The following is a 24,413-nucleotide window of genomic DNA, read 5'->3' as shown; positions in this document are numbered from 1 at the left end:
GCCTCCGGGCTGGTGAGGGGGCGTCAGTTCGTCACCTGGTGAGGCCGACGGGGTGGCCGTCGGCGTCCCAGGCGGTGACCGGGGTGAAGCCGGCGTGGCCGCATTCGCCGAACAGGGTGACGGGGTGTCCGGCGGAGACGGCGGTCAGTCGCCACAGGGCGGTGTCGGGCAGGGCGCCGTTCCGGATCGGCAGGGTGTGCCGGCCGTCGGTGAGCCGCCAGCCGTCCGGGCCGAGCACCGGGACCACGTCGGCGAGGACGGTCGGCCAGGCGTCCAGCCAAGGGTCCTCGGCGAGCGCGGTGCCGTACTCGGCGAGCGCCTCGGCGGGGGAGAGGCCGGCGGGGGGTTCGGCGGGGCCGGGTTCGGGGGCGCCGTAGCGGGTGCCGAGGACGGCGCGCAGCGGGCGGGCGCCGGGGTGGTAGGCGAGGTCGGCCTCCAGGACGCGGCCGGTGGGCAGCGCCAGGTCGGGGGCCTGGCCGGGGCGGCCGAAGGCGAGCAGCAGGGCGGCGCGGCCGGTCTTGGCGCCGCGCAGCCACACCCGGCGGGTGGTGAGCCGATCGTCGGCGGTGTCGCGGCTGCCGAGCACCTGCCAGCGGTCGCGGACGGTGGGGCCGGCCAGCAGCTCGGCGGTGTCGGTGGTGAAGCCGACCCGGGTGCGGACGGTGGCCGCCAGCGCCTCGGGCAGGGTGTCGATCCGGCCGTAGGCGCCGGCCAGCAGGTGCAGCATCGCGAACTCCTCCAGCAGCGTGTCCTGCGGGGTCTCGGCCAGCGCCCGGACCCGGGTGGCCAGGCCGGGGGCCTGGGCGTCGACCATCCGGGCGGCGACCTCCTCCCAGGCCGCGGCGGGCACCGGGTCGGCCAGGCCGCGGCGCACCCCGTCGGCGAGCCGCAGCCGCAGTTCGGCGGCGCCCGCGGCGACCCGGGCGGAGCGCTTGCCGGCCCGGCGGCGAGCCGCCTCCGGGTCGGCCTCCGCCGCCCTGGCCTGCTGCTTGGCGGCGCGCTGCACGGCGGCCTCGCTGCGCCCGTTCAGCCACTCGGCGACCCACTCCGGCGGCTCGGCCGGCCCGGTGACGGCGGCCCGGTCGCCGGCCCACAGCAGCAGCAGGCCGAGCGCGTGCTTGCACGGGAACTTCCGGCTCGGGCAGCTGCACTTGTACGCGGGCGTACCGAGCTCGACCGCCGTCCGGTACGGGGTGCTGCCGCTGCCCTTGCACAGGCCCCACAGCGCGCCCTGGCCGGTCCCGGTCGCGCTCCACGGGCCGGGCCCGGCGAGCTTGCCGGCGGCCTTCAGGGACGCCGGGTCGGGCGCCAGGGAAAGGACGTGTTCGGTGCTCCAGCGTTCCTCCATGGCTCCGACGCTAGGAGGCGCTACTGACAGTTGAGGACCGGTCAGGCCGGGGCCAGCGGACAGCCCGCGCCGACCCGGGCCGCGAGGTCGGCCCGCAGCCCGGCGAGCTCGGCCATCCGGGCGTCGATCAGCGCGATCTTCTCCCGGAACAGCTCCGACAGCGCCCCGGCGGCGTCCGGTACGCCGCTCAACTCCTCGCCGGTACGGGCGATCTCGGCCAGCGAGAAGCCCAGCGCCTGCGCGGTGCGCACGTACCGCAGCCAGGGCACCGCCTCGGGCGGGAAGTCGCGGTAGCCGTTGGGCAGCCGGCGCGCCGTCAGCAGCCCGGTGCGTTCGTAGAACCGGACGGTGTCGCGGCTCAGGCCCGTCTGCGCGGCCAGCTCCCCGATGCGCATGTCCCCACCCCCGTCGGTGACTTGACCTTGGACCCTACTCCACCGTCGAGCATGGGGCGGTCCCCGCCGCGAGAGCCCGAAGGAGCCCGCCCGATGCACCGCTACGCCCGCCTGGTCCGCGCCAGCGCCTGGTACGACCTGCTGGTGACCGCCCCGTTCGCCACCCCCTGGACGTACGCCCTCGCGCACCGGGCGCTGGACGGTACGAGCACCGCCCTGGGCCTGGGGCAACTGCCGCCCCAGGAGCCGATGCTGACGCTGTTCGCCAACCTGATGGGGTCGGTGGTGGTGGTCTGGGCGCTGCTGCGGCTGCGCCGCCCGCAGCCGGTGCACGGCCTGTACGACGGCGCGGCCCGGGTGCTGTTCGCCTGCTGGCAGCTCTGGGCGCTGGCGCACGGCGCGACCGGACTGCTGTGGGGGTTCCTCGTGGTGGAGACGGCGTTCGGCGCCGCCCAGCTGTGGCCGTGGCGGGCGGCCAACCGGCGTGCGGCGCTCCGGAGCTGACGGACGGAATTGTCGGTGCCGGGGTGCAGAGTGGAACCTGCACGGCCCGAACGGGAGTACGTCCTCCCAGGTCAGCGCCGTGCCGCACGCTTCTCGCGCCGTTGTGCGCGCAGCGTTTCGACGACCCGTCACGAACGGAGCAGCCGATGACCACCGAGACGACCAGCGAGGTCCTGCGGCAGCACGCCGAGGACGCCTTCGCCGCCGAGCTGGCCGCGCTCGCCCGGCAGGACGACCGCCCCCGCCCGGAGCGCTGGCGGCTGTCCCCCTGGGCCGTCGCCACCTACCTGCTGGGCGGCGAACTCCCCGACGGCACCGTGATCACGCCCAAGTACATCGGCCCGCGCCGGGTGGTGGAGGTCGCCGTCACCACCCTGGCCACCGACCGCGCCCTGCTGCTGCTCGGCGTGCCCGGCACCGCCAAGACCTGGGTCTCCGAGCACCTCGCCGCGGCGATCTCCGGCGACTCCACGCTGCTGGTCCAGGGCACCGCCGGCACCCCTGAGGAGGCGGTCCGGTACGGCTGGAACTACGCGCAGCTGCTGGCCCACGGGCCGAGCACCGACGCGCTGGTGCCGTCCCCGCTGATGCGGGCCATGCGGGCCGGGCAGATCGCCCGGGTCGAGGAGCTCACCCGCATCCCCGCCGACGTGCAGGACAGCCTGATCACCATCCTGTCCGAGAAGACCCTGCCGGTGCCCGAACTCGGCAGCGAGGTCCAGGCGGTGCGCGGCTTCAACCTGATCGCCACCGCCAACGACCGCGACCGCGGCGTCAACGAGCTCTCCTCCGCGCTGCGCCGCCGCTTCAACACCGTGGTGCTGCCGCTGCCCGCCACCCTGGAGGAGGAGGTCGACATCGTCACCCGCCGGGTCGGCCAGCTCGGCCGCTCCCTCGACCTGCCCGAACTCCCGGGCGGCGCCGAGGAGATCCGCCGGGTGGTGACCGTCTTCCGCGAGCTGCGCTCCGGCCTGACCGCCGACGGCCGCACCAAGGTGAAGACCCCCAGCGGCACCCTCTCCACCGCCGAGGCGATCTCCGTGGTCACCAACGGCCTGGCGCTGGCCGCCCACTTCGGCGACGGCGTGCTGCGGGCCGGCGACGTCGCCGACGGCATCCTCGGCGCGGTGGTCCGCGACCCGGTCGCCGACCGCCAGGTCTGGCGCGAGTACGTGGAGGGCGTGGTCCGCGACCGCGACGGCTGGAAGGACTTCTACCGCGCCGCCCGCGAGGTGGGCGCATGACGGCGGGGACGACCCTGCTCGGGGTGCGCCACCACGGCCCCGGCTCGGCCCGCGCGGTCGCCGCCGCGCTGGCCGCGCTGCGCCCCGACGCGGTGCTGATCGAGGGCCCGCCGGAGGCCGACGAGCTGGTCGCGCTGGCCGGCGAGAAGGACCTCGTCCCGCCGGTCGCCCTGCTCGCGCACGTCGTCGACGACCCGGCGCGGGCCGCGTTCTGGCCGTTCGCCGAGTTCTCCCCCGAGTGGGTGGCGCTGCGGTACGCGGTCGACGCCGGGGTGCCGGTCCGGTTCATCGACCTGCCGGCCGGGCAGAGCCTCACGCTGCCCGCCCGGGGGCGGGAGGCCGATACCGATACCGATGCTGACGGTGGGTCGGCTGACGGCGGGTCGGGAGTGCCGGGGGGCACTTCCGGTCCGGCGCCGGTCGACCCGATCGCCGAACTCGCCACGGCCGCCGGGCACGACGACCCGGAGGCCTGGTGGGAGGACGCGGTCGAGCACCGCGGCCCCTCCGCAGACCCCCTCGCACCGTTCGCCGCGCTCGCCGAGGCGATGGCCGCGCTGCGCGAGCACCACCCGGCCGAGCGGCGCGACCTGGTCCGTGAGGCCGCGATGCGCCAGCAGCTGCGGGCCGCCCGGCGGGCCGGCTTCGAGCGGATCGCGGTGGTCTGCGGGGCCTGGCACGTGCCCGCGCTCGCCGAACTGCCCACCGTGGCCCACGACCGGGCGCTCCTCGCCGAGCTGCCGAAGAAGCTGCGGACCGAACTCACCTGGGTCCCGTGGACCCACCGCCGGCTCTCCCAGCACACCGGCTACGGCGCCGGCATCGACTCGCCCGGCTGGTACCACCACCTGTTCACCACCGCCGACCAGCCGCTCGCGCACTGGATGACCCGGGTCGCCGAGCTGCTGCGCGCCGAGGACCACCCGGTCTCCTCGGCCCACGTGATCGAGTCGGTCCGGCTCGCCGAGACCCTCGCGGCGATGCGCGGCCGCCCGCTGCCCGGCCTGACCGAGACCCTGGACGCGGTGCGCGCGGTGATGTGCGACGGCTCCGAGGTCGCCCTCGGGCTGGTCCGCGAACGGCTGGTGATCGGCGACGCGCTCGGCACCGTCCCGGACGACGCCCCCGCCGTCCCGCTGCAGCGCGACCTGACCCGCCTTCAGCGCACCCTGCGGCTGCGGCCCGAACCCGACGCCCGCGACCTCGTCCTCGACCTGCGCAAGGACCTCGACGCCGAACGCTCCCGCCTGCTCCACCGGCTGCGGCTGCTCGGCCTCGACTGGGGCCGCCCCGCCCGGGACGCCGTCCAGTCCACCGGCACCTTCCGGGAGACCTGGCGGCTCGCCTGGGAGCCCGAGTTCGCGATCCGCCTGATCGAGGCCGGCCAGTGGGGCACCACCGTGCAGGGCGCGGCCACCGCCAAGGCCGTCGCCGACGCCGCCGGCGGGTCGCTGGCGGTCCTCACCTCGCTGGCCGAACGCTGCCTGCTGGCCGGACTGCCGGACGCCCTGCCCGCGGTGATGCACGCCCTCGCGGACCGCGCGGCGCTCGACACCGACGCCGGCCACCTCGCCGCCGCGCTCCCCGCCCTGGTCCGCACCCTGCGGTACGGGGACGTGCGCGCCACCGACGCGACGGCGCTCGGCGCGGTCGCGGTGGGCCTCGCCGAGCGGCTCTGCGTGGCACTGCCCGCGGCCTGCGTCGGACTGGACGCGGACGGGGCGAACGCCCGCCGGAGCGAGCTGGACTCCGTCCACCAGGCGGTCGCGCTGCTCGGCTCCGACGCCACCGGCGACCTGTGGGCGGACGCACTGCGGTCGATCGCCGCCCGCGAGCCGCTGGGCGGGCCGTCCACCGGGGCGCCGGGGCTGCTCCGCGGGCGGGCCGTGCGACTGCTGCTCGACGACGGACGGCTGCCGGCCGACGAAGCCGGCCTGCGGCTGGGACTGGTGCTCTCGCCCGCCTCCGAACCGGCCGACGCGGCGGGGTGGGCGGAGGGCTTCCTGTCGGGCGGCGGCGCGCTGCTGCTGCACGACCCGACCCTGCTGGGGCTGCTGGACGCGTGGCTCTGCCGGGTCCCCGCCGACACCTTCACCGACCTGCTGCCGATCCTCCGCCGGACGTTCTCCTCGCTGGAGACCGGCGTCCGCCACACCATCGGCTCCCGGGTGGCCTCCGGACCGCTCGGCGCTCCCGTCGCGACGGTCGCGGACGCGGTGGCGCTCGACGTGACGCGGGCGGACGCGGTGCTGCCGACCCTGGCGCTGCTGCTGGGGTTGTCGGCTCCGCCGCTGCGGATCCCCCGTCAGATCGACCGCCGCGCCGGGTGAGACCCGTCGGGGGCCGGACGTTGCCGTCGGCGCCTTCCGCCTCGCGCAGTTCCCCGCGCCCCTGTCGGGGTGCCGTCCCACTACTCGAAGGGGTGTCAGATGACCGTCCGTCAGGACGATGAGCGGATGCGGCGTTGGCGGCTGGTGCTCGGGGGTGAGGGGGACGGCACGGGGGTGCGGCTGTCCGGGCGGGACGCCGGGATGGACGGGGTGCTGGCGGCGCTGTACCGGGGGGAGGGCAAGCAGCGCTCGGCGGGGCTGGGCGGGTCGGCGCCGCAGGTGGCGCGGTGGTTGGGGGACATCCGGGAGTACTTCCCCTCGAGCGTGGTGCAGGTGATGCAGCAGGACGCGATCTCCCGGCTGGGGCTGGACCGGCTGCTGCTGGAGCCGGAGATGCTGGCGGCGGTGGAGCCGGACGTGCACCTGGTGGGGACGCTGCTCTCGTTGAAGCACGCGCTGCCGGAGACCACCCGGGAGACGGCTCGGATGGTGGTGGGGAAGGTGGTCGCCGAGCTGGAGCGCCGGCTGGCGGACCGCACCCGCTCGACCGTCGGCGGGGCGCTGGACCGCAGTGCGCGGGTGAACCGGCCCCGGCACCGGGACATCGACTGGGGGCGGACGATCCGGGCGAACCTGTCGCGGTACCTGCCGGAGTACCGGACGGTGGTCCCGGAGCGGCTGGTCGGGTACGCGCGGGCGCAGCGGGCGGTGAAGAAGGACGTGATCCTGTGCATCGACCAGTCGGGGTCGATGGCCGCGTCGGTGGTGCACTCGGCGGTGTTCGGCGCGGTGCTGGCGTCGATGCCGAGCCTGGACACCCGGCTGGTGGTGTTCGACACCTCGGTGGTGGACCTGACGGAGCAACTGAGCGATCCGGTGGACGTGCTGTTCGCGACGCAGCTGGGCGGCGGGACGGACATCAACCGGGCGCTGGCGTACTGCCAGTCGAAGATCAGCCGGCCGTCGGAGACCGTCGTGGTGCTGATCAGCGACCTGTACGAGGGCGGGATCCGGGACGAGATGCTGAAGCGGGTCGCGGCGATGAAGGCGTCGGGGGTGCAGTTCATCGCGCTGCTGGCGCTGTCGGACGAGGGCGCGCCGGCCTACGACCACGCGCACGCGCAGGCGTTGGCGGCGCTGGGGGCGCCGGCGTTCGCGTGCACGCCGGACGCGTTCCCGGACATCATGGCGGCGGCGATCGAGAAGCGTCCGCTGCCGGTGCCCGAGCGCGGGTGAGCGCCGGCGGGGGCGTGTCCATGGGCGGGGATGACACTCGTGAGGGTGATTCGGTGGTGCGGCTCACCGTCGCGCGCCCGAGGGGGTGAGCCGGCCCGGCGACACGCCGCGGGCACCGTGTTGTGACGGTTCTCACCAACGCGGACCGGGTCCCGGGCGAAACACGCCGGTCGTCCGGGGATAACCTGCCATGCGGACGTGACGCGCGTGTTGATTGACGATGCGCCCGGCTCGCTGCGTGGGCCGCAAGGCCGTACTTCTGCGTACCCGCTCAGCACCGACGACCCGCAGCGAAGATCCTGCCGTGGCACGCTCGTAGAGACACATTCCGCGACCACGAACAAGGACAAACACGTGGACCTGTTCGAGTACCAGGCGAGGGACCTCTTCGCCAAGCACGGTGTACCCGTGCTTGACGGCGATGTCATCGAGACCGCCGCAGACGCTGCCGCCATCGCGGAGCGCTTCGGCGGCCGCGCCGTCGTCAAGGCTCAGGTGAAGGTGGGCGGCCGAGGCAAGGCCGGTGGCGTGAAGCTCGCGTCCGACCCGCAGGACGCCGTCGCCAAGGCCGAGGCCATCCTCGGCATGGACATCAAGGGCCACACCGTCCACAAGGTGATGCTGGCTCAGACCGCGGACATCAAGGAGGAGTACTACGTCTCCTTCCTGCTCGACCGCACCAACCGCACCTTCCTGGCGATGGCCAGCGTCGAGGGCGGCGTGGAGATCGAGGTCGTCGCCGAGGAGAACCCCGACGCGCTGGCGAAGATCCCGGTCGACGCCAACGAGGGTGTGACCCCGGAGAAGGCCGCCGAGATCGTCGCCGCCGCGAAGTTCCCGGCCGAGATCGCGGACCAGGTCGCCGACGTCCTGCAGAAGCTCTGGGTCGTCTTCGTCAAGGAGGACGCCCTCCTGGTCGAGGTCAACCCGCTGATCAAGTCCGGCGACGGCAAGATCATCGCGCTCGACGGCAAGGTCTCGCTGGACGAGAACGCCGAGTTCCGCCAGCCGGAGCACGAGGCGCTCGAGGACAAGGCCGCCGCGAACCCGCTGGAGGCCGCGGCCAAGGCCAAGGGCCTCAACTACGTCAAGCTGGACGGCCAGGTCGGCATCATCGGCAACGGCGCGGGCCTCGTCATGAGCACCCTGGACGTCGTCGCGTACGCCGGTGAGAAGCACGGCGGCGTGAAGCCCGCCAACTTCCTCGACATCGGCGGCGGCGCGTCCGCCGAGGTGATGGCGAACGGTCTGGAGATCATCCTGGGCGACCCGGACGTCAAGTCCGTCTTCGTCAACGTCTTCGGTGGCATCACCGCGTGCGACGCGGTCGCCAACGGCATCGTGCAGGCCCTCGCGCTCCTGGTGAGCAAGGGCGAGGCGGTCACCAAGCCGCTGGTCGTCCGTCTGGACGGCAACAACGCGGAGCTCGGTCGCCAGATCCTGACCGCCGCCAACCACCCGCTGGTGCAGCAGGTGGACACCATGGACGGCGCCGCTGACCGCGCCGCCGAGCTGGCCAACAAGTAAGGAAGGGGACTCAACACCATGGCTATCTTCCTTACCAAGGACAGCAAGGTCATCGTCCAGGGCATGACCGGCTCCGAGGGCATGAAGCACACCCGCCGCATGCTCGCGTCCGGCACCCAGATCGTCGGCGGTGTGAACCCGCGCAAGGCCGGCACCACCGTGGACGTGGACGGCACCGAGATCCCGGTGTTCGGCACCGTGGTCGAGGCGATGGAGAAGACCGGTGCCGACGTCACCGTCATCTTCGTGCCGCCGGCGTTCACCAAGTCCGCCGTGGTCGAGGCGATCGACGCCGAGATCGGCCTGGCCGTGGTCATCACCGAGGGCGTACCGGTGCACGACACCGCCTCGTTCTGGGCCCACGCCGGCGCCAAGGGCAACAAGACCCGCATCATCGGCCCGAACTGCCCCGGCCTGATCAGCCCCGGACAGTCCAACGCGGGCATCATCCCGGCCGACATCACCAAGGCCGGCAAGATCGGTCTGGTGTCGAAGTCCGGCACCCTGACCTACCAGCTGATGTACGAGCTCCGTGACATCGGCTTCTCCTCCGCGGTGGGCATCGGCGGTGACCCGGTCATCGGCACCACCCACATCGACGCCCTCAAGGCGTTCCAGGAGGACCCGGAGACCGAGCTCATCGTCATGATCGGCGAGATCGGCGGCGACGCCGAGGAGCGTGCCGCGGCGTTCATCGCCGAGCACGTGACCAAGCCGGTCGTCGGCTACGTCGCGGGCTTCACCGCGCCCGAGGGCAAGACCATGGGCCACGCCGGCGCCATCGTCTCCGGCTCCTCCGGCACCGCCCAGGCGAAGAAGGAGGCCCTCGAGGCCGCCGGTGTCAAGGTCGGCAAGACGCCGTCCGAGACCGCCCGCCTGGCCCGCGAGCTGATCGCCGCCGCCGAGTAAGGCAGCTGACGCACCGGTCGAAGGCGCCGCCCACCGTGAGGTGGGCGGCGCCTTCGGCGTTCCCGCGGCCGCGGGCGATCAGCCCGCGGCGCCGGTGCCGCCCGACGGGGCGTCAGCACCCGGCGCGGCGGGGAGCGCCGGGCCGCCCGGTGGGTCGACCAGCACCGCCGGCACCCCCGGCACGGGGCTGCACCACGGCGTCTGCAGGCCGGGCGCGGCGTTGCCGAGCGCGGGCCCGGCGCTGCCCGTCACGGCCGACGTGCACGCCGTCGGCACCGGTGGCTCCGGGCGCACCAGCGCGGACGGGCCGACCCCGAACAGCGTGGTGGCTATCGCGGCACCGACCGTCGTGGTCAGCAGCGCGGCCGCGCCGGTCGCCACCCCGGTGTGCAGCCGGCTGTCGGTGACCAGCACCGACGGCGACGGCAGGCGCGGCTGCGGGCAGGCCCGGGTCGCCGCCCGGTGCAGCAGGCCGCCCAGCCGCTCACCGAACGCCGGATCGTCCGGGTCCGCGCCGACCAGCTCCGGCACCGCCGCGGCCAGCGCGGCCCGCGCCGCGCGCACCCGCCCCGCCGCCGCGGCCGTGCTCGACTCCACCTCCACCGCCACCCGCTCGACGGGCAGCCCCAGCGTGTCGTGCAGCACCAGCGCCCGCCGCTGCGGCCGCGGCAGCCGACGCAGCGCCTTCAGCAGCGCCCGGTCACGGTGCGTCAGCCCGGACTCCGGCTCCGGACCCGCCGGCTCGCCGCCGACCCGGATCCGCCGGTGCGGCCACCCCCGCAGGTGGGCGCGGCGCGGCCCGCCCCGGTGCCACGGCGACAGCGTCAGCTCGAACGACTCGCCGCGCACCCACGCCTCCGGGTCGGGCAGCGTCCCGACCTCCGCCCAGCGGCGGGCGGCCGCGCCGAGCGCCAGGTGCGCGCAGTGGACGGCGCGGTGGCGGCTGCCGGTGAGCAGGAAGGTCTGCTGCACCAGGCGGGTGTGGACGCGGGCGCAGAAGTCCGCGAAGTCGGCGACGACGGCGGGCTCTGACGGGGCGTCGGCGGCGTTGACGGTGGCGTGCGCGTGCCCGGGATCGGGGTGCACGGGGTCCGGGTGGACGGGGTCGGGGTGCCGCGCGTGGGCCGGGGCGGCTGACTCGGCCGGCTCGGCGGGCCTGTCGGGCTCGGCGGGCTCGGCCGGTGACGGGGTGTCGGCCGGGGCCAGGGCGGCGGCGAGGGCGATCGCCTCCTCGCGGGTCTGGACGCCGAGCTTGCGCATCGCGCGGTTGAGGTGGGCGCGGGCGGTGGCGGGGGCGATGCCGAGGTGGGCGGCCATCGCGCGGGCGTCGTCGCCGGCGACCAGGCGGGCCAGGACCTGGGCCTCGCGCGGGGCGAGCCTGCGCAGCAGCAGGGCGGCGTCCTCGTGGGCCCGGGGCGACGGTCCGGTGGTGGGTTCGGGCTCGGCGGTCGAAGGTGTGGTCACCGAAGTCCTCCGCTGCGGGTCCGTCGCAGAAACAGGCACATAATCCGATAATCCGGGACACGGCGAAGGTTCGCCCGTTGACACCGCGCAACGGGTGGCCTTGGCAGCATGAAGGCCATGACGCAGCTGATGGGCCGTCCGATCCTGGGCCTGCCGAGCGAACTGGACAGCCACTCCACCCTCGCCGACCTGCTGACCGGAGTCCGCACCGCGCTGCTCACCTTCTCCGTGGTCGCCGTCCCGGTCTTCGGCCTGTGGGTGCTGGCCCCGTACGGCGACGACTCGGCGCAGGGCGCGGCCCGGCTGGCGTTCGCGCTCTGGCTGCTCGGGCACGGCGCGCCATTGGCCCGGGGCCCCGAGGGGGTGCCGGTGACGGTCACCCCGCTGCTGCTCACCGCCGTCGTCGCGCTGGTGCTCGCCCGCGCCGGACGGCGGGTGGCCCGGCGCTCCGGAGGGCGCGGGCGGCCCCGTTGGCGCTCCCCGCTGGCCCTGTGCGCCGGATACCTGCTGGTCGCCGCGGCGGCCGTGGCCCAGTGCGCCGACGTGCGGGCCGAGTTGCGCGCCCGCCCGGTCGCCGACCTGGCGGCCGTCGTGCTGCTGACGGCGGGTTCGCTCGGCTACGGGGTGTGGAGCGGGCACGGCCGGCCGTGGACGTCCGGGCGGCTGCCGCTGCCGCCCGCGCTCTGGCCGGACGGGGCTGGCCGGGCGCTCGGCCGGGCCCTCGGCAGCTGGTCGCTGGCGCTGCTGGCCGGCGGCGGGGCGGTCTTCACCACGGCGGTGCTGCTCGGCTCCGCCGGGCAGAGCGCCCAGCGCCTCGGCGGCGGCCTCGCGGGCTGGCTCGGCATGCTGCTGGCCTGCCTGGCGCTGCTCCCCAACGCGCTGACCTGGACGGCGGGTTACACCCTCGGCCCGGGCTTCGAGCTGGGCACCGGCAGCCTCGCCGGCCCGCTGCACACCCGGATCGGCGCCGTCCCCGACTTCCCGCTGCTCGCGGTGCTGCCCGCCGACGGCGGCCCCGACTGGCACCTGCTGGCCTGCGCCGCCCCCCTCGCGGCCGCCGTGCTCACCGCCCTGCTGCTCGGCCGCGCCGCCCGGCGCTGGACGCTCGCCCAGGCCGCGACGGTGGCCGGCTGCACCGCCCTGGCCGCCGCCCCGCTCGGCCTGCTCGCCGCGTGGTCCGCGGGCGGTGCGCTGGCCTCCGGCCGGATGTCCCGACTCGGCCCCGTCGCCTGGCAGTTCGGCCTGGCCCAGACGGGCTGGCTGCTGCTTCTGGCGGTCCCCGGCGCACTCCTCGCCCGCTGGTGGCACACCCGCCGGGAGGCCCGGGCGGCCTCCCTGGCGATCCAGGTCCGGGTCGGCGTCTACCGGCTGGTGTGCCGCCTGGCGGCGTGAGGGGGCCGGTTCAGCCGTCCTGGCCCTCGAAGAGGTTGACCAGCCAGGCGGGGGCGTCCTTGGCGCAGGAACCCGTGCCCGCGTCGGTGATGGACTGGCTCACGCAGTCCAGGTAGTCGTGGTAGACGAACTGGATGGTGAAGGCGCTGATCGACATGACCAGGGCCAGGCCGCCGGTGAGCAGGCCGCTGAGGGCGGCGGGGGTCTGCGGGCGGACGGCGGGGGACTGGTACGGGTGCGCGGGCGGCTCGGCGGGGGCGCGCAGCACGGCGATCGCGTACCAGGCGGCCAGCAGGCCGAGCGCGAAGGCGAAGTAGAAGAGGCCGAAGAGCGCGGACAGCAGGGCGGCGAAGCCGCAGAGCAGGGCGTTGCGGGCGTTGCGGTGGCCGGGCTCGGCGGGGTCGATGCGCGGCGGGGCGGGCTGCTGGGGGGCGGGGCGCTGCGGGTCGGCCCACGGCGGGGGGAGCTGCGGGCGGTCGCCGCCGGGCTGGTCGGGCTGCTCGCCGTCGGCGGACGAGGCGTGCGGGCCGCGGGGACGCCAGGGCTGGTCCGGGGCGTCCGGCGGGGGCGCCGCGAAGGGGTTGCGCTCGCCGCTTTCCTCGCCGCTGCTCATGTGTCGGCCGTTTCTTCTCGTCGGGCGGGGGCGCCGCCCGGTTCGGTGGGGGAGTGGGCGGTCGGTCAATGATCCCTCAGCCGGTTCGCGGCCGTGCGGCACCCCGCCCGTCCGCGGTCGGTGGGCGGGCGAGATCCCCGTCTCAACTACGCGCGTAGCGTTGCCGGGTGGTGACGAGCGGCCTCCTACCAGCCGTTATCGTGGTGACGGTCGGCAGCCCGGACCGGTTCCCGGGGACCCGCAGCGCCGCGGCGCACCCCGGTTCCGCGACCCGGCTGGCGACCCGCCGCCGCCCGTAGTGGCCCCACCGACGGTGGATGTACCAGCGGGCGACACCCGACGTACGGAGAATCGCGCAGTGGCCGCCGCTTCCGCCCAAGTCTTCCCGCCCCGTACCCCCGGACCGGCTCGACTGGTGGTGCTGGTCTCCGGTTCCGGCACCAACCTGCAGGCGCTGATCGACGCCGCGGCCGACCCCGCGTACGGCGTGCAGATCGTCGCGGTGGGCGCCGACCGCGACGGCATCGCCGGGATCACCCGGGCCGAGACCGCGGGCATCCCGGTCTTCGTGGAGCGGATCAAGGACCACCCGGACCGGGCCGCCTGGAACGCCGCGCTGCTCGCCGCCGTCGAGGGCCACGCCCCCGACCTGGTGGTCACCGCCGGCTTCATGAAGATCCTCGGCCCGGACTTCATCGCCGCCTACACCGGGCGGATCGTCAACACCCACCCCGCGCTGCTGCCGTCCTTCCCGGGCGCGCACGGCGTCCCGGACGCGCTGGCGTACGGCGTGAAGGTCACCGGCTGCACGGTGCACCTGGTGGACGCCGGGGTGGACACCGGGCCGATCATCGCCCAGGGCGTGGTGGAGGTCGAGGACGCCGACCACGCCGACGGCGGCGCGGCGCTGCACGAACGCATCAAGACTGTCGAGCGCAAGCTGCTCGTCGACGCCGTGGGCCGGCTGGCCCGCGAAGGACATCGCATCGAGGACCGAAAGGTACGGATTCCGGCATGAGCGCCGCCTCCACCAACGCCCCCGTCTCCGAGAACGTGCGCCCGATTCGCCGCGCGCTGATCAGCGTGTACGACAAGACCGGTCTGGAGGAGCTCGCCCAGGGCCTGCACGCCGCCGGGGTCGCGATCGTCTCCACCGGGTCGACCGCCGGGCGGATCGCCGCCGCGGGCGTCCCGGTCACCGAGGTCTCCGAGCTGACCGGCTTCCCGGAGTGCCTGGACGGCCGGGTCAAGACCCTGCACCCGCGGGTGCACGCCGGCGTCCTCGCCGACCTGCGGCTGGAGTCGCACCGCGCGCAGCTCGCCGAGCTCGGCGTGGAGCCGTTCGACCTGGTCGTGGTGAACCTGTACCCGTTCACCGCCACCGTCGCCTCCGGCGCCACCCCGGACGAGTGCGTCGAGCAGATCGACATCGGCGGCCCGTCGATGGTCCGCGCCGCCGCCAAGAACCACCCGTCGGTGGCCGTGGTGGTCGACCCGGCGCGCTACGCGGACGTCCTGACGGCCGTTCAGGGCGGCGGCTTCGACCTGCTGACCCGCAAGCGGCTGGCCGCCGCCGCGTTCGCGCACACCGCCGCGTACGACGTGGCCGTCGCCTCGTGGTTCGAGAACTCCGGCTACACCGAGTCCGAGGACGCGTTCCCGTCCTTCCTCGGCGCCACCTGGGAGCGCGACAACGTCCTGCGCTACGGCGAGAACCCGCACCAGCGGGCCGCGCTGTACACCGACGGCACGGGCGGCCTGGCCGGCGCGCAGCAGCTGCAGGGCAAGGAGATGTCCTACAACAACTACGTGGACACCGACGCCGCCCGCCGCGCCGCCTACGACCACGCCGAGCCGGCCGTCGCCATCATCAAGCACGCCAACCCGTGCGGCATCGGCACCGGCGCGGACGTCGCCGAGGCGCACCGCAAGGCGCACGCCTGCGACCCGGTCTCCGCGTACGGCGGCGTGATCGCGGTCAACCGCCCGGTCTCCGTCGAGCTGGCCGAGCAGATCGCCCCGATCTTCACCGAGGTCGTCGTCGCCCCCGGCTACGAGGACGGCGCGCTGGAGGTGCTGGCCAAGAAGAAGAACCTGCGGGTGCTGGTCGCCCCCGAGGCGCCCGCCGACGCGCTGGAGGTCCGCCGGATCTCCGGCGGCGTGCTGCTGCAGGAGGTCGACCGGGTCGACGCGGCCGGTGACGAGCCGTCGACCTGGACGCTGGCCACCGGTGCGGCGCTGTCCGCCGACGAGCTGGCCGAACTCGCCTTCGCCTGGCGGGCCTGCCGGGCCGTCAAGTCCAACGCGATCCTGCTGGCCAAGGACGGCGCCTCGGTCGGCGTCGGCATGGGCCAGGTCAACCGGGTCGACTCCTGCAAGCTCGCGGTGGAGCGGGCCGGCGAGCGCGCGGTGGGCTCCTACGCCGCCTCGGACGCCTTCTTCCCGTTCGCGGACGGCCTGGAGATCCTGCTCGCCGCGGGCGTCAAGGCCGTGGTGCAGCCCGGCGGTTCGATCCGCGACGAGGAGGTCGTGGCGGCCGCCGAGAAGGCGGGCGTGACCATGTACCTCACCGGGACCCGGCACTTCTTCCACTGACGCGCCCCTGGCGCGGTGACGCCGAAGGGCCCGCACACCGGACGGTGGGCGGGCCCTTCGGGGTGCCGGATCACTGGGTCTTGACGACCACGGTGTTCATGACCTTGTCGGCGAAGGTCTGGCGCTTGGCGTCCCACAGCGGCCACAGGTAGCCGATGCAGCAGGCGAAGCTGTCCAGCGCGTGGCAGAGGTGGCGGACGAACGCCATGCCGAAGCCGATCGGCTGGCCGTCGGCCTCGCGGACCAGGCGGATGTTCAGCAGCTTCTTGCCCGGGGTCTGGCCGGTGGTGCCGACCCGGTAGAGCAGGAACAGCGTGCCGGCCAGGATGAGCAGGCCGCCCAGCATGATCAGCGCGGTGCCGCCGCCGGAGGCCGACGAGGTGCAGCGGCTGTAACCGTACGAGTCGGTCGAGCACTTGATGCCGCTGGCGCTCATGCCGATGCCGATGCCGTACAGGATGCCGCCGGGCAGGCCGACGATCAGGTAGTCGACCAGCAGCGCCAGGAAGCGGCTGCCCCAGCCCGCGTACGGCGGGACGCCCTGGTAGCCCTGCTGCGGGTAGCCGTAGCCCTGCTGCGGGATGCCGTAGCCCGGGGCCTGCTGCTGCGGGTAGCCGTAGCCGGGCGCGGGGGCCTGCTGCTGCGGGTAGCCGTAGCCCGGGGCCTGCTGCTGCGGGTAGCCCGGGGCCGGGGGCTGCTGGCCGTACGGGTTGTTCGGGTCGGGCGGGTAGCTCATTCAATGCCTCCGGGCAGAATGGGAGTTGGGGACGGGCTGGGGGAAACCCCAGAGGACGGACAGCAGTTGAGCGACCGGCCGGAACGGGAGATTAGCGCAGCGGCCTGACGGTGTCGTGGGTCAGTGGGCAACGCGGGGGCGGCGGATCACGGACGGACGATGCCGAGGCGGTACAGCTGCCACACCCAGGAGAGTGCCGCGGCGCCCCAGATCAGCACGTTGCGGCGGGAGTTGGACAGCTCCCACCACCAGCGGCCGGGGCCCAGCGGCGCCACCAGCAGGCCCAGCGCGGCCACCACCGTCACCGGGTTCGCGGCCAGCGCGCCCAGCCAGTTGCCGTGGCCCGCCTCGATGAAGACCGTGGTCGAACCACAGCCCGGGCAGGGGATTCCGGTGAACCGCCGCAGCGGGCACAGCACTCCGGGGTCGTGCGCGTCGTGCAGCGCGGCCACCGCCAGCGCCGCCGCCGTCGCGCCGAGCCCGCGCGCCGCCACCCGGGCCCACCGGCCGCGGAACGTGCCGGCCGACTCCCGCCAGCGTGTCACCAGGCCGAACTGCCCGGCGGTGCTCACTTGTTCTGGACCACGAAGATGAACACCAGCAGCGCGATGCTGATCAGCACGCCCAGCGTGCTGATCACGATGCCGCCGATCGCCACCCCGCGGCCCTGACCGGTCTGGGTCGCCTTGTTCAGTGCCGCGATGCCCACGCCGATCCCGACCAGGCCCAGCAGGCCGCCGTAGAAGCAGCTGGTCAGCACCGAGATCAGCCCGATCGCCGCGGCCGCGGTGGCCAGCGTGTTCTGCTGCGGCGCGGCCGGCACCGGCTGCTGCGGGTAGCCGTAGCCCGGCTGCGGCGCCGGGTAGGGCTGCGTCTGGTACCCGTAGTCCTGCACGGGCGGCTGCTGCTGCGGGTAGCCGTACCCGGGCGGCTGCTGCTGGGGCTGGCCGTAGCCGCCCGCGCCGCCGTACGGGTCGGGCGTCTGGTACGGATTGCTCACTTCGGTTCCCCCGTGCTCTCCCCCGTCGGTCCGACGGCCGGTCAACCGGCCGGATCGGCACATGTGCAGGCCACATCGTCGTGCGCGACGGTCCGGGATGTCCAGTCGGCTCCGGCGTGGCGTGCACAACTGTGGCGCAACCGCAACCCGGGCACACGGGTGCGGAGCCGTCCGGGCGCGTGCTGGACAATGAGGGGTATGACTGCCCAGATTCTCGATGGCAAGGCCACCGCGGCCGCGATCAAGTCCGAACTCGCCGTCCGCGTGGCGGCCCTCAAGGAGCGGGGCGTCGTCCCCGGCCTCGGCACCGTCCTGGTCGGCGACGACCCGGGCAGCCGCTGGTACGTCAACGGCAAGCACAAGGACTGCGCCGAGGTCGGCATCGCCTCGATCCAGCGCGAACTCCCGGAGACCGCCACCCAGGAGGACGTCGAGAACGTCGTCCGCGAACTCAACGCCGACCCCACCTGCACCGGCTACATCGTCCAACTCCCGCTCCCCAAGGGCCTGGACCAGAACCGCGTGCTGGAACTGATGGACCCCGACAAGGACGCCGACGGCCTGCACCCCACCTCGCTCGGCCGGCTCGTCCTCGGCATCGACGGTCCGCTGCCGTGCACCCCGCTCGGCATCGTCGAGCTGCTGCGCCGCCACGGCGTGCAGCTGAACGGCGCCGAGGTGGCCGTGGTCGGCCGCGGCATCACCGTCGGCCGTTCGATCGGCCTGCTGCTCACCCGCCGCAGCGAGAACGCCACCGTCACGCTCTGCCACACCGGCACCCGCGACCTCGCCGCCCACCTGCGGAACGCCGACGTCATCGTCGCCGCCGCCGGCGTGCCGCACCTGGTCAAGCCGGAGGACGTCAAGCCCGGCGCGGCCGTGCTCGACGTCGGCGTCTCCCGCAGCGAGGGCAAGATCGTCGGCGACGTGCACCCCGGTGTCGCCGAGGTGGCCGGGTGGATCTCGCCGAACCCCGGCGGCGTCGGCCCGATGACCCGCGCGATGCTCCTCAACAACATCGTCGAGGCGGCCGAGCGCCGCGCCGGCATCTGATTCCGGTGCCCGGCATCAAGGGGCGCAGCCGGCGCCGACCGCTGAACACCGAGGGCACCCTCCCGCCGGAGGGCTCCGCCGCCGCGCTCGGCCGCGGCCACACCCTGCCGCTGCGGCAGTGGCCGATCACGGTGGTGCTCGCCGTCGCCGTCATCGGCCTGCTGGTCACCTGGGCGGGCCACTTCCGGCCCGGCCTGCTGGTGGTCGGCGGCGCGCTGGTGCTCGGCGCGCTGCTCCGGCTCGGCCTGCCCGACGTCGGCCTGCTCGCGGTGCGCAGCAGGTTCACCGACGTGACGCTGATGCTGGTGCTGGGCGGCGCGATCGTGCTGCTCACCCTGGTGGCCCAGCCCGACCCGTGGCTGCGGCTGCCGGTGCTGGAGAACATCGGCCGGCTGATCGGCCATCCGGTGCACTGACCGGGCCGTCGGTGTACCGGCCGCTCCGTCGGTACACCGAACAGGGCGGCCCGCGCGGGCGGTTCGAGCGGTGGCGGACGCCACGTCACCGCTCGCGCGGGGCACCGGAGGCTTGCGATAGCCTTGCCCAGGTCTCTCGATATCGAGAGATCATCCTCGGCTCCGGCGCGACGGTGCGCCTGGGGCGCCTGGCGATATGCAGGAGAAGGTTGAAATGACTAGCACCCCCGTCAACGTCACCGTTACCGGAGCGGCCGGCCAGATCGGTTACGCGCTGCTCTTCCGCATCGCCTCCGGTCACCTGCTGGGTGCCGACGTGCCGGTGAACCTGCGCCTGCTGGAGATCCCGCAGGGTCTCAAGGCCGCCGAGGGCGTCGCGATGGAGCTCGACGACTGCGCCTTCCCGCTGCTGCGCGACATCACCATCACCGACCAGGCGAACGTGGCCTTCGACGGTGCCAACGTGGCCCTGCTGGTCGGCGCCCGTCCGCGCACCGCGGGCATGGAGCGCGGCGACCTGCTGTCCGCCAACGGCGGCATCTTCGGCCCGCAGGGCAAGGCCATCAACGACAACGCCGCGGACGACATCAAGGTCCTGGTGGTCGGCAACCCGGCCAACACCAACGCCCTGATCGCCCAGCGCAACGCCCCGGACGTGCCGGCCGAGCGCTTCACCGCGATGACCCGCCTGGACCACAACCGCGCGGTCGCCCAGCTGGCCAAGAAGGCCGGCGTGACGGTCGAGGACGTCAAGAAGGTCACCATCTGGGGCAACCACTCGGCCACCCAGTACCCGGACCTGTTCCACGCCGAGATCGCCGGCAAGGCCGCGTTCGACGCCGTGGGCGCCGACCAGAAGTGGGTCGAGGACTTCTTCATCCCGAAGGTCGCCAAGCGCGGCGCCGAGATCATCGAGGTCCGCGGCGCGTCCTCGGCCGCCTCGGCCGCCAACGCCGCCATCGACCACGTGTACACCTGGGTCAACGGCACCCCGGCCGGCGACTGGACCTCGATGGGCATCGTCTCGGACGGCTCCTACGGCGTCCCGGCCGGCCTGATCTCGTCCTTCCCGGTCACCGCCAAGGACGGCAAGTTCGAGATCGTCCAGGGCCTGGACCTCTCCGACTTCGACCGCAAGCGGATCGACGCCTCGGTCGGCGAGCTCGCCGAGGAGCGCGACGCGGTGCAGGAGCTCGGCCTCATCTGAGTCCGCTCCCGCTGACGCCGAAGGCCGGGCCCGCCGTGTGGCGGGCCCGGCCTTCGCGCGTGCCGGGGTCAGCCGATCAGATCATCCAGACCTGGTCGGCGAAGGCCGGGTTGCAGTCCCACTGGTAGACGTACGCGCCGGACTCCGGGGTGCGCCAGGAGACGAACGCGCAGCGGTTGCTGTAGGCGTTGCGCAGCTGGTAGCCGCCGGTGGAGACCGGGTCGAGGTACCAGACCTGGTCGGCGAAGCCCGGGTTGCAGTCGTGCTGCGAGACCTGGGCGCCGTTGTCCGGGGTCCAGTGGTAGACGACCAGGCAGCGGTTGGTGAACACGTCGCGCAGCTGGTAGCCGCCGGTGGCGACCGGCTCGATCTTCCACAGCTGGTCGATGTAGGTGCTGTCGCAGTCGACCTGCTGGGCCGGCGCGCCGTTGTCCGGGTTGCGCCAGGACACGTACAGGCAGCGGCTGCTGAGGCTGTTCCGGACCGACACGCCGGGCGACAGGATGTAGCCGGGGGTGCCGGACAGCGTGGCGACCTGGGCGGCGGTCAGCGCGGTGCCGCCCCAGACCTGCGCGGTGGACAGCGCGCCCTTGAACCAGCCGCCGACGGCGGTGGCGGAGGTCCGCGCGGCGCCGGCCCGGAAGGAGCCGGTGAAGCCGGCCACCGCGGTGTGCGCCTTGGTGCCCGCCGACACGCCGTTGATGTACAGCGTCATGGTGGCGCCGTCGTAGACCGCGGTCAGGTGGGTCCACGCCTCGGCCTGGACGGTGCCGCTGCCGGGCCCGGGTCGGGCACAGTCGGTGCCGGCGCCCGCGGTGTCGGCGGTGGCCATACAGAACGTCCACTGGTTGGTGGCGGAGTCCGCGTTCAGGGTGAAGCCAGCGGTCTGCGCGCCGTCCTGGGAGAGCACGGTGCCGCCGGCGGCCGAGGCCTTGGCCCACACCGACACGGTGAAGGCGCCGTTCAGGGCGGCGGCCTGACCGGCCGTCAGGGTGCCGGCCGCGCCGTCCAGGTGGACGTCCGGGTTGAACAGGTCCTTGGTGCTGAAGGTCGCGCCGGTGGCCGAGCCGGTGAACGGCGCGGTGCCGATCACGTCGGCGGCGGTGGCGGCCTTCGCGCCCTCGGTGCGCACGTCGCCGAGCGGCCAGGCGTGCGTGGGGGCGACCAGGTTCTGACCGGTCTGCGAGGCCAGCGTGGTGCCGTCGAAGAGGCTCGGGACGGCCTTTCCGGAGCTGTCGACGGACCAGAGGTCGACGGTGCCGTCGCGGTTGATGTCGGCGGCCTGCAGGACCGGCTTGGCGGCCGAGGTCCAGCCGCTCGCGGCGAGCTTGACCGGCGCGGTGGGTGTCGCGCTGGTGCCCTGCACCAGGTTGGTGGCCAGGTTGGTGAGGACGGTCGGGCTGTAGTACCAGAGCTCGCCGGTGGTGGTGTTGCGGGCGTACAGGGCCGGCAGGTTGTTCACCAGCGCGGTGGTGATGGTCCAGCCGGTCCAGTCGGCGCCGCCGGCCGGGTTGGCGCTGGTCAGGATGGTGCCGTTGTCGGCGGCGCCGTACGCGCCCGGGCTTCCGGTGCCGCCGGTCAGGGTGAGCTGGCCCTTGAAGAGCATCAGCAGGCCGGGAATGCCCGGCGTCTGGACGCTGGCGGTCTCGTAGAGCGCGCCGGCGTTGGCGATCTGGGAGGCCTTGGAGCCGCCGACGGAGGCGGTGAAGACCGGGGATCCGACGTTGGCCTGGGAGCCGGAGACCGGGTTCAGGACCGAGCCGTCGCCGTTGCCGTAGAGGATGCTGGCGGAGCCGGTGGCCGGGTTGTAGGCCAGGTAGTCGTTGAAGCCGTCACCGGTCGCGAAGTGACCGGTGATCACCTGGGTGCCGTTCCAGTCGGCCGGGCCGCCGTTGGTGTTGACGCCGGTGCCCTTGGCGCCGATGTTGTCGGCGGCCGAGTTGAGCGTGCCGGTGGTGATGCCGGAGGCGAGCCACAGGCCGGACGGCAGGGTGCCCTGCTTGCCGACCACGGCGAGGTCGGTGCGGCCCTGGCCGGTGAGGTCGCCGTCCAGCGCGGTGGCCGGGGCGGCCGCGCCGAAGCTCACCACGGCCGTGTCGCCGATGTTGCCGCCGGGCGAGACCGCGGTCACGTTCAGCGTGTTGACCCGGCGGGTCGGCTTGAGGGTGATGGTCGCGTTGCCGGAGCTGGCGGCCACGGTGCGCGGCGCGCCGCCGTTCAGCTGGTACAGGTAGCTGGACGGGGCGGCGGCGGAGGCGTTCGCCGCGACGGTGAACGAGGCGTCCGTGCCGACCTTGTAGCTGGTGGCCTGCTGCGTGACGGTCGGCTGGCCGGGGACGGACAGGTCGACCGAGAAGCGGCAGGTGGCGCTGGCCGGGCTGCTGAGGCTGCCGTCGCTGCTGACCACGGTCCAGTTGAAGGTGGTCAGCTTCCCGGCCGCAGCGGTCTGCAGCGTGGCGCGCGGGATGACGTAGGCCGCGTTGGTGCCGGCGGTGGCGGCGAGCGTGTTCGAGGCGACGACCGCACCGGTCGCGTTGTCCCTGACGGTGTACGACACGTTCAGGCTGCCGCCGTCCGCGTCGTTCACGCCCGAGTACAGGGTGATGTCGCCGTTGCCGACCACGGTCGGGGTGGCCGCGTCACACGCGGTGCCCGGCGAGGTGAACAGGCTGGTCGGCGCGGTCGGCGCGTGGTTGTACGTGGTCGAGATCGACATCGAGGACGGCTGGAACTTCTTCCAGCCGTACGAGTCGCCCTCGTCCGAGGCCTTCAGGCCGAGGGCGAGGTCGCTCTTGCCGTTGTTCACGGCGGTCTGCATCGCACCGGTCATGTTGAAGCCGACGGACTGGGTGGGGCAGCTGCTGCTGTAGCCGTGCGCCTCCCACTTGGTGTCCTGCCAGTACTTCATGGCCGGCTGGTTGCTCCAGTTGGTGTTGGAGTCGATCCCGTCGTCGGTGGCCCACAGCTCGACGTTGCGGCCGTTGCAGGACGGGGACCAGGTCTCGGTGGCGTAGAAGGTGGAGGCGCTGATCTGGGCGCCGGCCAGCTGCGGGGCGACCGTCATCTGGGCGAAGGCGCGGCCCACGTAGTACGGGGACTGCCAGCCGTTGTAGCCGACGCGCAGGCCGGTGCTGTCGCTGGTGCGCCAGTAGCTCGTGCCGCTGAAGGCGGAGGCGACGTACGTCCAGTTCAGGAGCTGGCCGCCGGCCGAGTACGACGGGTCGATGTACAGCGGCCAGACGGTGTCCTTGCCGGACAGCAGGTCCTGATCCGGCGTCAGGGTGACGGCGCCGTCGCGGTACTCGCTGGTCAGCTTGCCGGTGTGCGCGTGCGCGCCCGCCTCGGCGTGCGAGGAGGCCGCCGGGAAGCCGGACTTGGCGTCCAGCTTGGCGCCGCTCTTCGGCTCGGTGACGGTCGGCGCGGCCTGGTCGGCGGCCGAGTCCCACACGCCGCGGTCGGGGGCGGGCGCGGAGAACAGCGTCCTGCCGTGCTTGTCCTTGGCGGTGAGGTTGCCGGCCTGGTCGGTGGCCAGGTCGACGCCCTTGGCCGTGGTGGCGAAGGACAGCTTCTTCAGCGCCGGGTTGGCGGCGGCCTTGGCGTCCTTGACGACGAAGACCTCGGAGAACCCGCCGAGGGTGTCGGCGGTGACCTTCAGGTCCAGGCCGGGCGCGAGGGCGTAGGTCGCCGTGGAGCCGTCCAGGACGGGGGCCGGGAGCTTGTCCGCGAGGCCCTTGGGCAGGTCGAGCGAGAACGACGCGCCGCCGGACTTCATGGTGGCGAGCGGGCCGCTGCCGCCGCCGGACAGCACCAGGTCGGTGGAGGACAGCGCCGGGCCGACGCCACCGTCCGCGCGCTTGACCAGCGTCGCGTCGAGGTTCTTCCACGCGCCGTTCTGGTAGCGGCGCACCGGAGCGAAGCTCTGGTTCATGGTGAAGGAGCCGTCGGCGTTGGCGGTCAGCGTGTCGGTGGCCGTGGTCGCGGCCTCGATGGGCACCGCCTTACCGGTGTGGCGGGCCTGCGCCGAGGCCTGATCGGCCGTCAGCGGCTTGGCCTTGGCGGGCGCGACGGGTGCGGGAGCGGTGGGGTTGGCGTGTGCGGCAGCGGTGAACGCGGTGAGCGACGCGGCGGCGAGCGCCGTCGTCACCGCCCCGGCCAGCCACCGCCGGCCCGGGGTGACCGATCTCGGTCTGGTCATGGCAAAGGATTCCTCGTCCTGGGATGAACTGATCAGCCCAGGGCGGCTCCAAGCCCCCCCGAGCGGGAAGCAGCCTCCCATGCCGTTCGCGCACGTGCGAGTCTGATCGGCCGTGAAGTTGCCGCGGTACGCCGGATTCGTCAGCTCTTTACCCGATTTGACTTGTCATCAGGAAGTAAAGGATTCGTCAAACTCGTTGGCCTGCTCTCGAACTTCGAGTGACTCGACAGGTCGTGCACTGTCATAGTC

General features: G+C 73.9%; 20 protein-coding genes. 12 read left to right on the top strand and 8 right to left on the bottom strand.

Translation table 11 applies throughout. The features are described from left to right. Positions 1-31: 31 nt before the first annotated feature. Both ACWD4U_RS00730 and ACWD4U_RS00725 read right to left on the bottom strand, forming a co-directional pair. The gene (locus tag ACWD4U_RS00730) at positions 32-1,348 is read right to left on the bottom strand and encodes an SWIM zinc finger family protein (RefSeq protein WP_363461222.1); all 1,317 of its coding nucleotides are present in this window, start codon (positions 1,346-1,348) and stop codon (positions 32-34) included. Positions 1,349-1,389: 41 nt separating this feature from the next. After that, positions 1,390-1,743 carry a MerR family transcriptional regulator gene (locus ACWD4U_RS00725; protein ID WP_363461224.1) on the bottom strand — a complete coding sequence of 118 codons (354 nt, stop codon included), beginning with the start codon at positions 1,741-1,743 and terminating at the stop codon, positions 1,390-1,392. A 93-nt stretch (positions 1,744-1,836) separates the two neighbouring features. Here ACWD4U_RS00725 and ACWD4U_RS00720 point away from each other — a divergent pair, with 93 nt between their 5' ends. From ACWD4U_RS00720 to sucD, 6 genes are all read left to right on the top strand, one after another. Beyond that, complete coding sequence (locus ACWD4U_RS00720; RefSeq protein WP_363461225.1) at positions 1,837-2,247, top strand: hypothetical protein; 411 nt, start codon at positions 1,837-1,839, stop codon at positions 2,245-2,247. A gap of 146 nt (positions 2,248-2,393) precedes the next feature. Further along, a complete protein-coding gene (locus ACWD4U_RS00715) occupies positions 2,394-3,491 on the top strand; it encodes an ATP-binding protein (RefSeq protein WP_363461227.1) in 1,098 nt (365 codons plus the stop codon). Continuing rightward, positions 3,488-5,821 (top strand): DUF5682 family protein, encoded by a 2,334-nt coding sequence (locus tag ACWD4U_RS00710; protein ID WP_363461229.1) that lies wholly within the window; start codon positions 3,488-3,490, stop codon positions 5,819-5,821. The genes ACWD4U_RS00715 and ACWD4U_RS00710 overlap by 4 nt, the downstream gene beginning before the upstream one ends. Positions 5,822-5,920: 99 nt before the next feature. After that, on the top strand, positions 5,921-7,057 hold the full coding sequence (locus ACWD4U_RS00705; protein ID WP_363461231.1) for a VWA domain-containing protein: 1,137 nt from the start codon (positions 5,921-5,923) through the stop codon (positions 7,055-7,057). A gap of 354 nt (positions 7,058-7,411) precedes the next feature. After that, entirely contained in the window at positions 7,412-8,584 is a 1,173-nt protein-coding gene (sucC, locus tag ACWD4U_RS00700) for an ADP-forming succinate--CoA ligase subunit beta (protein ID WP_363461233.1), read from the top strand. 18 nt (positions 8,585-8,602) lie between these two features. Beyond that, complete coding sequence (sucD, locus tag ACWD4U_RS00695) at positions 8,603-9,493, top strand: succinate--CoA ligase subunit alpha (RefSeq protein ID WP_363461235.1); 891 nt, start codon at positions 8,603-8,605, stop codon at positions 9,491-9,493. Between the two features lie 78 nt (positions 9,494-9,571). Here the strand turns inward: sucD and ACWD4U_RS00690 are convergent, their stop codons facing one another. Next, positions 9,572-10,957, bottom strand: a complete 1,386-nt coding sequence (locus ACWD4U_RS00690) for a LuxR C-terminal-related transcriptional regulator (protein WP_363461237.1) — start codon at positions 10,955-10,957, stop codon at positions 9,572-9,574. 117 nt (positions 10,958-11,074) lie between these two features. On the opposite strand from ACWD4U_RS00690, the gene ACWD4U_RS00685 reads away from it, so the two are divergent. Further along, the gene (locus ACWD4U_RS00685) at positions 11,075-12,349 is read left to right on the top strand and encodes a cell division protein PerM (RefSeq protein ID WP_363461239.1); all 1,275 of its coding nucleotides are present in this window, start codon (positions 11,075-11,077) and stop codon (positions 12,347-12,349) included. A gap of 10 nt (positions 12,350-12,359) precedes the next feature. Here ACWD4U_RS00685 and ACWD4U_RS00680 read toward each other — a convergent pair whose 3' ends face one another. Next, entirely contained in the window at positions 12,360-12,962 is a 603-nt protein-coding gene (locus tag ACWD4U_RS00680) for a hypothetical protein (protein ID WP_363461241.1), read from the bottom strand. A gap of 358 nt (positions 12,963-13,320) precedes the next feature. Between ACWD4U_RS00680 and purN the strand changes: the two genes are divergently transcribed. Then, positions 13,321-13,980: a phosphoribosylglycinamide formyltransferase gene (purN, locus tag ACWD4U_RS00675; RefSeq protein WP_363461242.1), complete on the top strand. Its 660-nt coding sequence runs from the start codon at positions 13,321-13,323 to the stop codon at positions 13,978-13,980. After that, positions 13,977-15,557 (top strand): bifunctional phosphoribosylaminoimidazolecarboxamide formyltransferase/IMP cyclohydrolase, encoded by a 1,581-nt coding sequence (purH, locus tag ACWD4U_RS00670; RefSeq protein WP_363461244.1) that lies wholly within the window; start codon positions 13,977-13,979, stop codon positions 15,555-15,557. Before purN ends, purH begins: the two co-directional genes overlap by 4 nt. A gap of 70 nt (positions 15,558-15,627) precedes the next feature. Here purH and ACWD4U_RS00665 read toward each other — a convergent pair whose 3' ends face one another. From ACWD4U_RS00665 to ACWD4U_RS00655, 3 genes are all read right to left on the bottom strand, one after another. Next, positions 15,628-16,293, bottom strand: a complete 666-nt coding sequence (locus tag ACWD4U_RS00665) for an RDD family protein (RefSeq protein WP_363461246.1) — start codon at positions 16,291-16,293, stop codon at positions 15,628-15,630. A 146-nt stretch (positions 16,294-16,439) separates the two neighbouring features. Next, positions 16,440-16,865 (bottom strand): DUF2752 domain-containing protein, encoded by a 426-nt coding sequence (locus ACWD4U_RS00660; RefSeq protein ID WP_363461248.1) that lies wholly within the window; start codon positions 16,863-16,865, stop codon positions 16,440-16,442. Continuing rightward, positions 16,862-17,293: a DUF4190 domain-containing protein gene (locus ACWD4U_RS00655; RefSeq protein ID WP_363461250.1), complete on the bottom strand. Its 432-nt coding sequence runs from the start codon at positions 17,291-17,293 to the stop codon at positions 16,862-16,864. The genes ACWD4U_RS00660 and ACWD4U_RS00655 overlap by 4 nt, the downstream gene beginning before the upstream one ends. Before the next feature lie 198 nt (positions 17,294-17,491). On the opposite strand from ACWD4U_RS00655, the gene ACWD4U_RS00650 reads away from it, so the two are divergent. From ACWD4U_RS00650 to ACWD4U_RS00640, 3 genes are all read left to right on the top strand, one after another. After that, on the top strand, positions 17,492-18,346 hold the full coding sequence (locus ACWD4U_RS00650) for a bifunctional methylenetetrahydrofolate dehydrogenase/methenyltetrahydrofolate cyclohydrolase (RefSeq protein ID WP_363461252.1): 855 nt from the start codon (positions 17,492-17,494) through the stop codon (positions 18,344-18,346). 5 nt (positions 18,347-18,351) lie between these two features. Further along, complete coding sequence (locus ACWD4U_RS00645; RefSeq protein ID WP_363461254.1) at positions 18,352-18,762, top strand: DUF3017 domain-containing protein; 411 nt, start codon at positions 18,352-18,354, stop codon at positions 18,760-18,762. Positions 18,763-18,976: 214 nt separating this feature from the next. Then, on the top strand, positions 18,977-19,969 hold the full coding sequence (locus ACWD4U_RS00640) for a malate dehydrogenase (RefSeq protein ID WP_363461256.1): 993 nt from the start codon (positions 18,977-18,979) through the stop codon (positions 19,967-19,969). Between the two features lie 76 nt (positions 19,970-20,045). Here the strand turns inward: ACWD4U_RS00640 and ACWD4U_RS00635 are convergent, their stop codons facing one another. After that, on the bottom strand, positions 20,046-24,164 hold the full coding sequence (locus ACWD4U_RS00635) for a LamG-like jellyroll fold domain-containing protein (RefSeq protein ID WP_449787054.1): 4,119 nt from the start codon (positions 24,162-24,164) through the stop codon (positions 20,046-20,048). Positions 24,165-24,413: the final 249 nt, after the last annotated feature.

It is taken from the genome of Kitasatospora sp. NPDC002522 (assembly GCF_053595195.1).
Note: the sequence above shows the minus strand (reverse complement) of the source record. Positions and strands in the feature narration are given on the sequence as shown.

Coding starts and splice junctions, on each gene's coding strand:
- ACWD4U_RS00730 (WP_363461222.1), bottom strand. CDS start 1,348: ATGGAGGAACGCTGGAGCACCGAACACGTCCTTTCCCTGGCGCCCGAC.
- ACWD4U_RS00725 (WP_363461224.1), bottom strand. CDS start 1,743: ATGCGCATCGGGGAGCTGGCCGCGCAGACGGGCCTGAGCCGCGACACC.
- ACWD4U_RS00720 (WP_363461225.1), top strand. CDS start 1,837: ATGCACCGCTACGCCCGCCTGGTCCGCGCCAGCGCCTGGTACGACCTG.
- ACWD4U_RS00715 (WP_363461227.1), top strand. CDS start 2,394: ATGACCACCGAGACGACCAGCGAGGTCCTGCGGCAGCACGCCGAGGAC.
- ACWD4U_RS00710 (WP_363461229.1), top strand. CDS start 3,488: ATGACGGCGGGGACGACCCTGCTCGGGGTGCGCCACCACGGCCCCGGC.
- ACWD4U_RS00705 (WP_363461231.1), top strand. CDS start 5,921: ATGACCGTCCGTCAGGACGATGAGCGGATGCGGCGTTGGCGGCTGGTG.
- sucD (WP_363461235.1), top strand. CDS start 8,603: ATGGCTATCTTCCTTACCAAGGACAGCAAGGTCATCGTCCAGGGCATG.
- ACWD4U_RS00685 (WP_363461239.1), top strand. CDS start 11,075: ATGACGCAGCTGATGGGCCGTCCGATCCTGGGCCTGCCGAGCGAACTG.
- ACWD4U_RS00680 (WP_363461241.1), bottom strand. CDS start 12,962: ATGAGCAGCGGCGAGGAAAGCGGCGAGCGCAACCCCTTCGCGGCGCCC.
- purH (WP_363461244.1), top strand. CDS start 13,977: ATGAGCGCCGCCTCCACCAACGCCCCCGTCTCCGAGAACGTGCGCCCG.
- ACWD4U_RS00665 (WP_363461246.1), bottom strand. CDS start 16,293: ATGAGCTACCCGCCCGACCCGAACAACCCGTACGGCCAGCAGCCCCCG.
- ACWD4U_RS00650 (WP_363461252.1), top strand. CDS start 17,492: ATGACTGCCCAGATTCTCGATGGCAAGGCCACCGCGGCCGCGATCAAG.
- ACWD4U_RS00640 (WP_363461256.1), top strand. CDS start 18,977: ATGACTAGCACCCCCGTCAACGTCACCGTTACCGGAGCGGCCGGCCAG.
- ACWD4U_RS00635 (WP_449787054.1), bottom strand. CDS start 24,164: ATGACCAGACCGAGATCGGTCACCCCGGGCCGGCGGTGGCTGGCCGGG.